This window comes from Paraburkholderia humisilvae (assembly GCF_902859855.1).
Lineage (GTDB): Bacteria > Pseudomonadota > Gammaproteobacteria > Burkholderiales > Burkholderiaceae > Paraburkholderia > Paraburkholderia humisilvae.
This window is the reverse complement of record NZ_CADIKH010000145.1, coordinates 1-7217: the sequence shown is the minus strand read 5'-3', so window position 1 is coordinate 7217 and position 7217 is coordinate 1. Positions and strand designations below refer to the sequence as shown.

Genomic DNA, 7217 nt, shown 5'->3' with positions numbered 1-7217 from the left:
CCGTCGCTCGCAACAAGCTCAAAAGCGCTCAGCACCGACCTTCGATCATCGCCGCGTGCTGGATTCAGGCAACCTTGTGGTGACGTCATGATTTATGGAAAGGTCAATAGGCCAATCGGCGGTCGGCCTCGCTCGCCTTTCGGGTTGTACGGCTCAATCGCCGCCCGCAAACGCGGCCACGGCACGACCGTCTCTGGCCCCGGTCGGGAAGCGCTGACACTCAGTCACGCGCGTCCCGACCGCTCTATCCACGGGTTTCGATGACCTTGCGAATGGCGGTCATCAGTTTCACCTCTACAAGCATTTTCTCGGCATTGGCATAGCCAAGCTCTGCATACACGTTCGCGCGGCCCTTTTCCAGTCCCGTCATTTCGGTACAGGCAACGCGTACAGGAACTACCGGAGGAGCGCCCCTCATCCATTAGAACTCCGGCGGGGCGGCGCAGGCCTATGGCGCCGCGTCGAATTCGCCGCGAGGTGGCGCAAGACAGGGCAAGGAGCAGCGCCGACTTCCGTGAAGCGCGTTCAGCGAGGTGGGGCAGCCTCAAGTGTTGACGTGACGAATTGCACTGTGCGCGTCGGAAAGGCGAACTCGAGACCCATCTGCGTAAATTCGTCGATTAAAGTGAGGTTGATACGCTGCTGAATGTCCATATAAAGGTTATAGTCGGCGTTTGTCACGTAGTAGACGACCTCGAAGTCAAGGGAGCTGTCGCCGAACGCCTTGAAGTGCGCACGATCGAATCGTGTAGACCCGGCTGCCTCCACCGTCTTTTTGACCACACTCGGCACCGCGCGCAACTTCTCGGTGATCGTATCGTAGGTGAGGCCGAATCCGAAGAGAATCCGGCGCTCCGTCATCCTCTTATGGTTGTGTATCGTGTGCTTTAGCAAATCCGTGTTGCTGCAGACGATTTCTTCGCCACTCAGGCTTCTGATGCGCGTCGTCTTCAGGCCGATGTGTTCGACGCTGCCAGAGTTGCTGCCGAACACGATGAAGTCATTGTGCTCAAATGGCTTGTCTAGGCCGATTACAAGCGAGGCAAACACATCGCCAAGAATGTTCTGTGTGGCAAGCGCAACGGCCACGCCCCCGACGCCGAGGCTAGCGACGAAAGCCGTGATGTTTACACCTATGTTGGCAAGCACGGCGAGAATGAGGACCGTCCATAACAGTCCGCGCAATATCCACGAGAGCATCGTCGTAATCACGGGATTGCGCGGGGAGACGCCATTCCGGCTCAGGCGACGCATGGTCCAGATGGTGACGCCACGGTTAAGCCAAGCGGCGATCTGGAACCCGATCACCACGAACCAGAGATGTCCGAGAGTACTGACCAACTTATACGGAATGTCGAGAAAATTGACACCGCTCAGCAATCCCGCCGTGACTAGAGTGAAGCGGTTCGTGCCCTTCAAGATCAGGACAACCATGTCGTCGAGATCGGTCGCGCTCCCCTTCGCTATCACCTCTAGCCGGACGACGGCAAATTTGAGCACCGATTCGAGCACTAGGTAAACCACAATGGCAATGCCGACGGCATAAAGCCAATGGGTTGCCGAAATACTCATGAATGCATTCAGATCTAACCAGTTTTTCATCATTCGTGCTCAGCCGGCGACGTCGGGAATGAATGCGTGGACTGCGTAAAGTGATCGCACGGTGCTTCTCGCGGCATACACACCCCCCCTCCACCAGTGTCTGTGTCGCATAATCGCTGCGGTAGAATCATGGCCGGCAATTGTGCGTGCAATGGTGCATGGCCTGCTCGCCGAGCTTTGTTCAAACTCGGAGACAAGATTACGGGGTGCGAAGTGAATCACTTGAGTGCGCACTGCGGGTTAATCCAGCAGGCGCCGCAGTTTGAAAAAACGCTTGGCAAATACAGGCGCCGGAGACCGCTCCCGCTGACGGGAGCGTCGTAACTCGACTTTAGAACGTGCCTCCGATTGTCCGCGGCACATCCGATCCCGTATTCTTCCCGCGGTCTCCGGCGCCGAAATCCATACCTGCATGCGACGGTTATACGCCGACCGATAAAGATCCTGGTCATTCATGACCTGTCAACCCTCGTCCGTGTTGCAAACCCGACTACCAAGCCGCACCGCGCGTCGCGCACTACTATCGGGTCACAAAATTGGTTTTTGATATGTCATACACGATAGTTATCACGTTTACAGCAATTTTTCGACCGAGTGCAATCGTCGCGGCGATAAAGCGTGCGGAAGCTGTCAATAGCAGCAAGCGACAAGACGGCTTGAAGCTTAGCACCCTTCTTAAAATGGTGCGTTATACAGGCGAGGTGAGTCAATATTGAGTTATATGTCACCACAATTATTCTTATGCGGGAAACGCTTGTGGATTTTAAATAAAAAGTTAGCTTTCGCCCCTCCCTCTAATAAACGCGCAACCGGATACGACCCGACATTACCATTCCACATAGCACCTACACTAGGCGCAAACCATTCCGCGCCACATTATTTTCAATGAATAACCGTTACCTATGGAGATTTAACAAAATATGAATAATGTCTTTATTATTCAATCCATCTGGACGACGTCAATTATTCAGCTTGCATCTCAATGAGTCGAGCGGATTTTTGGTCGAAAATTTCGAATCCCGACCCGCCTCAATCACGCGACCATGCCTGGTCGAACCGAACTATCGCGTTCATAGCACACTCCCTCTTCCGTCACACCGGCTTGACGGACACATTGGAGTCCACAGACAACGCCCACAACCGACATGAGAGCAGCGTCCGGAGTAACGCGGATGGATCTGGCCGCCTCTTAGCGAAGGACAGCAGCTGCGGATCGTGGTTGCGATGCGCGACGACGAAGGCGCGAAGTTCTTCGAGCAGGCGCAGCGGTCGCAAGCGATCGCAGTGCTGCGACCTGCTGTACGGCCAGCAGTTGCCTTCCAGACATGCGCAACGGGTGACCGTTGGGTGTAAAGCTCTGGAAACAACGTGCCTGCGGGACGTGAACGTAGCGTAGCGCTGTTTCACCGTTAATTTACTCGACGGGGAAACCATGCGCGATTCCAGCCGACAAGAGCACGCTCGATACCATCACCGGCGAGCGAGTCGCCATTTATGAGATGAGCGGTAAGATCCACAGCCCATCTCGACTATTCGCTGCGCCCTTAACGATAGTTTCCAATAGTGGTACTACTAACGCCAAAATCGACCGCGAGCGAGGCATTACTGCCCCTGTTGCATTTGAGGTTCATCCGCCCTTTTGAGTCTCGCAGCGGCATGCCTGACTGGACGTCGCTGATCGTACTTAACTCCTCAGGCGTCGGAAGATACCGGCCCAGAAAACGGTCGCCCCGCTTCTTCGCCTCTTCAAGCCCTTTCGCTTCCGCTTTTCCGTCTTCTATGGCCTTGTCTAAATCTTCCCAGGTGAAAACCTTGGAGGAAGTAATTTGGTTATGCTCCACTGAGGCAGCGGTCGATGAGCCTACCTTGTCGGCCGTAGGATTGGCTGGCAGTTGATTCGGTTGATGACCCGAGTACTTCGATGACTTTGGTGTCTTCATATCGGGCACACTGTAAGGATCCATTTCAGCAAGGTCACGTCGACTATTGAAAGTGTCGTAGCCGTAGGGGGCAATGGTCAAATCGATTTGGCTTTGCTCCATTGAAGTGGCGGAGGATGAGCCTGCCTTATCGGCCTTGGTGGGCTTGGTGGGCTTGGTGGGCTTGGTGGGCTTGGTGGGCTTGGTGGGCTTGGACGGCAGTTGAGCCAAGGTCAGTTGAGCCGAATACTTCGATGGCCTTGGAGTATTCATATCAGGTGCGCTGAAAGGATCCATTCCGGCTAAGTTTCGGCGGCTGGTGGAGGAAGTGTCGTGACCATAGGGTGTAACGGGCTGATAGGCGCCGTAGATTGGGTCGAGTGCCATGATGATGAAAGGAATCGTTGGAGGTTAATACAAGTTACAGATTCCTTTCTTGGGCCGTCGACTACTGTCACGAAACAGCACGCTGCACAGCGCAACCCATCACCAGCTTTTTGTGAAGTTTCGCGTTTATGCCCAGCTCGCAGCTAGTGATCTGCCCCGCAAAGGCTTGCCAGCAACGATTTGTTCTCCAACGTGCCGCCGTTCTTCAGGTCTGCGGTGATGCCCGTGCCGCCGAACGTGCGGTTGCCAATCTTTGTTCGTTTCAAGCGGCAAGCGCCCGGCGCCTCACCATCGCGCATGGTTCGCCTGCGGGCAGCTGCGTCGTGCTCAGCCGCCCGGTGCCGCGCGCGATCGTGCGGACAGCGGCCCTTCGGCTCGTCGCACAGACCTATCTGCTCCAAATAGTCGTGCAGATACGCCTCCAGCGTGTGATGACCGGGCATTTCGCGCAAGCGTCCCCGCGGGCGTCGCTGCTGCACATAAACGTCCTCCACACGCATGACAAGCGCCACGCCCACGCGCGCGAACGAGAACACATCAGCGCGATCAGCGCGCGATCGCGCAGGCTCGCAGGCGTCGTCACATCGACGCTGTCGACCACCTGACGCGCCTCCGTGGCGTCGAGCACCGGCATCTTGCCCTGCTTCGTGGTAGGCCAGACACCAACTTGCCACAGGCCTTCCAAAATGCCCGGTGTTCCCCCACTTACCATTGATACAGCCATCCCCAGATCGATCGGGTGCATTTTCGCCGTGCGTGCCTTGCTCCGTGCCACTACAAATCCTTGCTGATCGCAAATCAGAAATCCATACAGCTACCTCAATGGCTAACAGTTGGGCTGCACGGTGTTGCGCGTACACGTCAAAATACCAGGCAGCCGATTGATTGACGCATTATATTTATCGAAATGCCGTTTTCATGTGGACAACATGAAAATCTTTCGAGAAAACCATCATAATTAAAAGATCCCCATGTCATTCAATGTCAAAATTCGCCGACTTTACGATTGATACAATCAGAGCCACCTCTTGGAGTTTGGGGCAGCCAAAGAATCATCGATGGCTAATGAAAGTGATTTAATTTATATTGCGCCCAGTGGCTCCAGGCTTGGCGATCGAAAGAGTGCAAGCTTGGCGACGGAACCAAATCAATGATCGTAATCATCATATTGATCCGGATGAAAATTGAAGTGACAAAATAAGCCATGTCTAATTGATGCCATGCTGCAAACATGAAATTAATTCGAGAAACCGTCGAGGATCAATTCCCATTATTAGAGAGCTTGCCGGACGCCGTCGAGAGTTTTTGCGCTTGGGCTAATGAAGTCAATAATGCGACGGCGCCGTTTGACGATTTGAAACGGCGATGTCAACTGTCTGAATTTGCGCGGATGGTGCCGTTGCCGAGATCTCCTGCAAGCCACGAACGCGCTCGTACGCCCGCTCCTGCATCGGCTCCTCGCGAAACCACCCCACGATGTCGCGATGCTAATGGAGACGTACTTCAAGAACATCATCGCGCCGAAATTTTCAGCGAATCCGCGCTGACAAATGAGATTGTCCTGTCATGGGAAAAAGGCGCGAACTGTGCGTGGCGTATCGTTGGGAAGCTGGCGTGATTAGTGCGCCGCCGCCGCGCATCAACTCACGTATTGGCGACGCTGACCGCTGTAGGGCCGCCGACAATCGACAGGAATTCGCGGCGGGTTGCCGGATCGGTGCGAAACATGCCGAGCATTCGCGACGTGACCATATCAACCCCTGCCTTGTGCACGCCGCGCGTCGACATGCACTGGTGCGAGGCTTCCAGGATTACGCCGACGCCCTTTGGCTGCAATGTTTGATTCAGCGTGTCTGCAATTTGCACGGTCATCTTCTCCTGGATCTGGAGGCGCTTCGCGAAAGCATCGACGAGCCTCGCGAGCTTCGAGATTCCGACGACGCGATGCTCGGGCAAATAGGCAACGTGCGCACGCCCGATGATCGGCACTATGTGGTGCTCACAATAACTCTCGAAGCGGATGTCCTTCAGCACGATCATTTCGTCGTAGCCATCTACGTCGGAGAATGTGCGCGCAAGAATTTCGGCTGGGTCAACAGCATAACCTGCAAAGAACTCTTTGTAAGAACGCACCACCCGTGCCGGGGTGTCGATCAACCCCTCTCGATGTGGGTCGTCCCCGGCCCAGCGCAACAGCACCCGAACGGCATCCTCAGCTTCTTCCTGCGTTGGACGGGAACCCCCGAAAGGTATGGGCTTGATCAACGAGTTCGTGGTCATCTTGCTCTCCGAATATCTATACCGCGATACGCGGCTCTGACGCTGCGGGCACCGCTGTAGTGGGGACGAGGACCGTCACAGCGGCGCAATTCAAGGCGTGCCATAGTCGTTAGGTCTGCGCCTCATTCCGTTTTTCCTTTTCGCGATGGCCCGGAGCCTGTGCCCGATTTCGGACCAGAAAAAATTGACCATCGATAGAATTCACGAGATTGAGAAGGTTCAGACGCGTTATTTTATGGTGTGTGCATCGTTTATCAAAGGCGCTAAACACGCTCTTTCTCCTCGAAATATTCAGTGGCCGGATGCGACGAAAATTGATGACGCACTATAACGGCATGACCTTAACAGATTTCCGCTCGCCTCGATCTAAACAGCCTTCAAGTAGACTCGAAGAGAAGTGGCGCAAACCATCATAGTCATGCCTTTAGGACATCACAAGGCGACCAATCTGGTCCGTGATAGTTTCCGAAAGTTTTAGAAAACAGGGGGGTCCCTGAAAAATTCTCTTCATTGACCTCGTCGTCATGCCATCGTGTTGGCAGCAACGCCGCGATTGAACAAGGCCGTGTGAATCAAGATGCAAAGAGGCTGTCGCCTCCTGAAGATCAGCACCCCGTGTCGCTGGCGCCCTAGAGCGGCAAGAGTCGCGTACGGGCTAGGCTTCAGTAGCATTCGCGAGACGCAAAAAGACGTCCTGAATCGGATCATCGATGGTCTCATCTCTGTCGCTGGGGATGGCTGTTGCGATTGAGACCGCTTGCGGCAATTTGAACCACGCCGCCACGCTATCCGAGATGCCAGATCCTGACTCCCTCGATGTCCACGCCACGGTAGTCACGATCAACCAACGGTGTACCAGGCTTCACGTCATTCGGAATCCGCGCCTGTTCAAGTGCGCTTCTTCCACGCCGGATTCGTACAACTATTGAGTTTCCCATAAAACATGACAACCGATTCGATGCTGGCGCGTTATATCTCTAACGGATTGAATGGAGATACGCGCCATGGCAAAGAAGCCGTTGGACGAGG

Annotated in this window: 6 protein-coding genes; 1 reads left to right on the top strand and 5 read right to left on the bottom strand. The window is 54.7% G+C overall.

The features are described from left to right. Window positions 1-244 precede the first annotated feature (244 nt). The 4 genes from HV796_RS43625 to HV796_RS39385 all read right to left on the bottom strand — a co-directional run bounded on the left by HV796_RS43625 (window position 245) and on the right by HV796_RS39385 (window position 4444). Window positions 245-370 (bottom strand): helix-turn-helix domain-containing protein, encoded by a 126-nt coding sequence (locus HV796_RS43625; RefSeq protein WP_217478176.1) that lies wholly within the window; start codon window positions 368-370, stop codon window positions 245-247. Between the two features lie 155 nt (window positions 371-525). Further along, window positions 526-1605 (bottom strand): mechanosensitive ion channel family protein, encoded by a 1080-nt coding sequence (locus HV796_RS39395; protein WP_377694313.1) that lies wholly within the window; start codon window positions 1603-1605, stop codon window positions 526-528. A 1541-nt stretch (window positions 1606-3146) separates the two neighbouring features. Further along, window positions 3147-3908 carry a hypothetical protein gene (locus tag HV796_RS39390; protein ID WP_175233177.1) on the bottom strand — a complete coding sequence of 254 codons (762 nt, stop codon included), beginning with the start codon at window positions 3906-3908 and terminating at the stop codon, window positions 3147-3149. A gap of 143 nt (window positions 3909-4051) precedes the next feature. Then, on the bottom strand, window positions 4052-4444 hold the full coding sequence (locus tag HV796_RS39385) for a site-specific integrase (protein WP_217478174.1): 393 nt from the start codon (window positions 4442-4444) through the stop codon (window positions 4052-4054). Between the two features lie 695 nt (window positions 4445-5139). Here HV796_RS39385 and HV796_RS39380 point away from each other — a divergent pair. Then, window positions 5140-5526, top strand: a complete 387-nt coding sequence (locus HV796_RS39380; protein ID WP_175233175.1) for a hypothetical protein — start codon at window positions 5140-5142, stop codon at window positions 5524-5526. A gap of 26 nt (window positions 5527-5552) precedes the next feature. On the opposite strand, the gene folE is transcribed toward HV796_RS39380, so the two are convergent. Next, complete coding sequence (gene folE / locus HV796_RS39375) at window positions 5553-6188, bottom strand: GTP cyclohydrolase I FolE (protein ID WP_175233174.1); 636 nt, start codon at window positions 6186-6188, stop codon at window positions 5553-5555. Window positions 6189-7217 lie beyond the last annotated feature (1029 nt).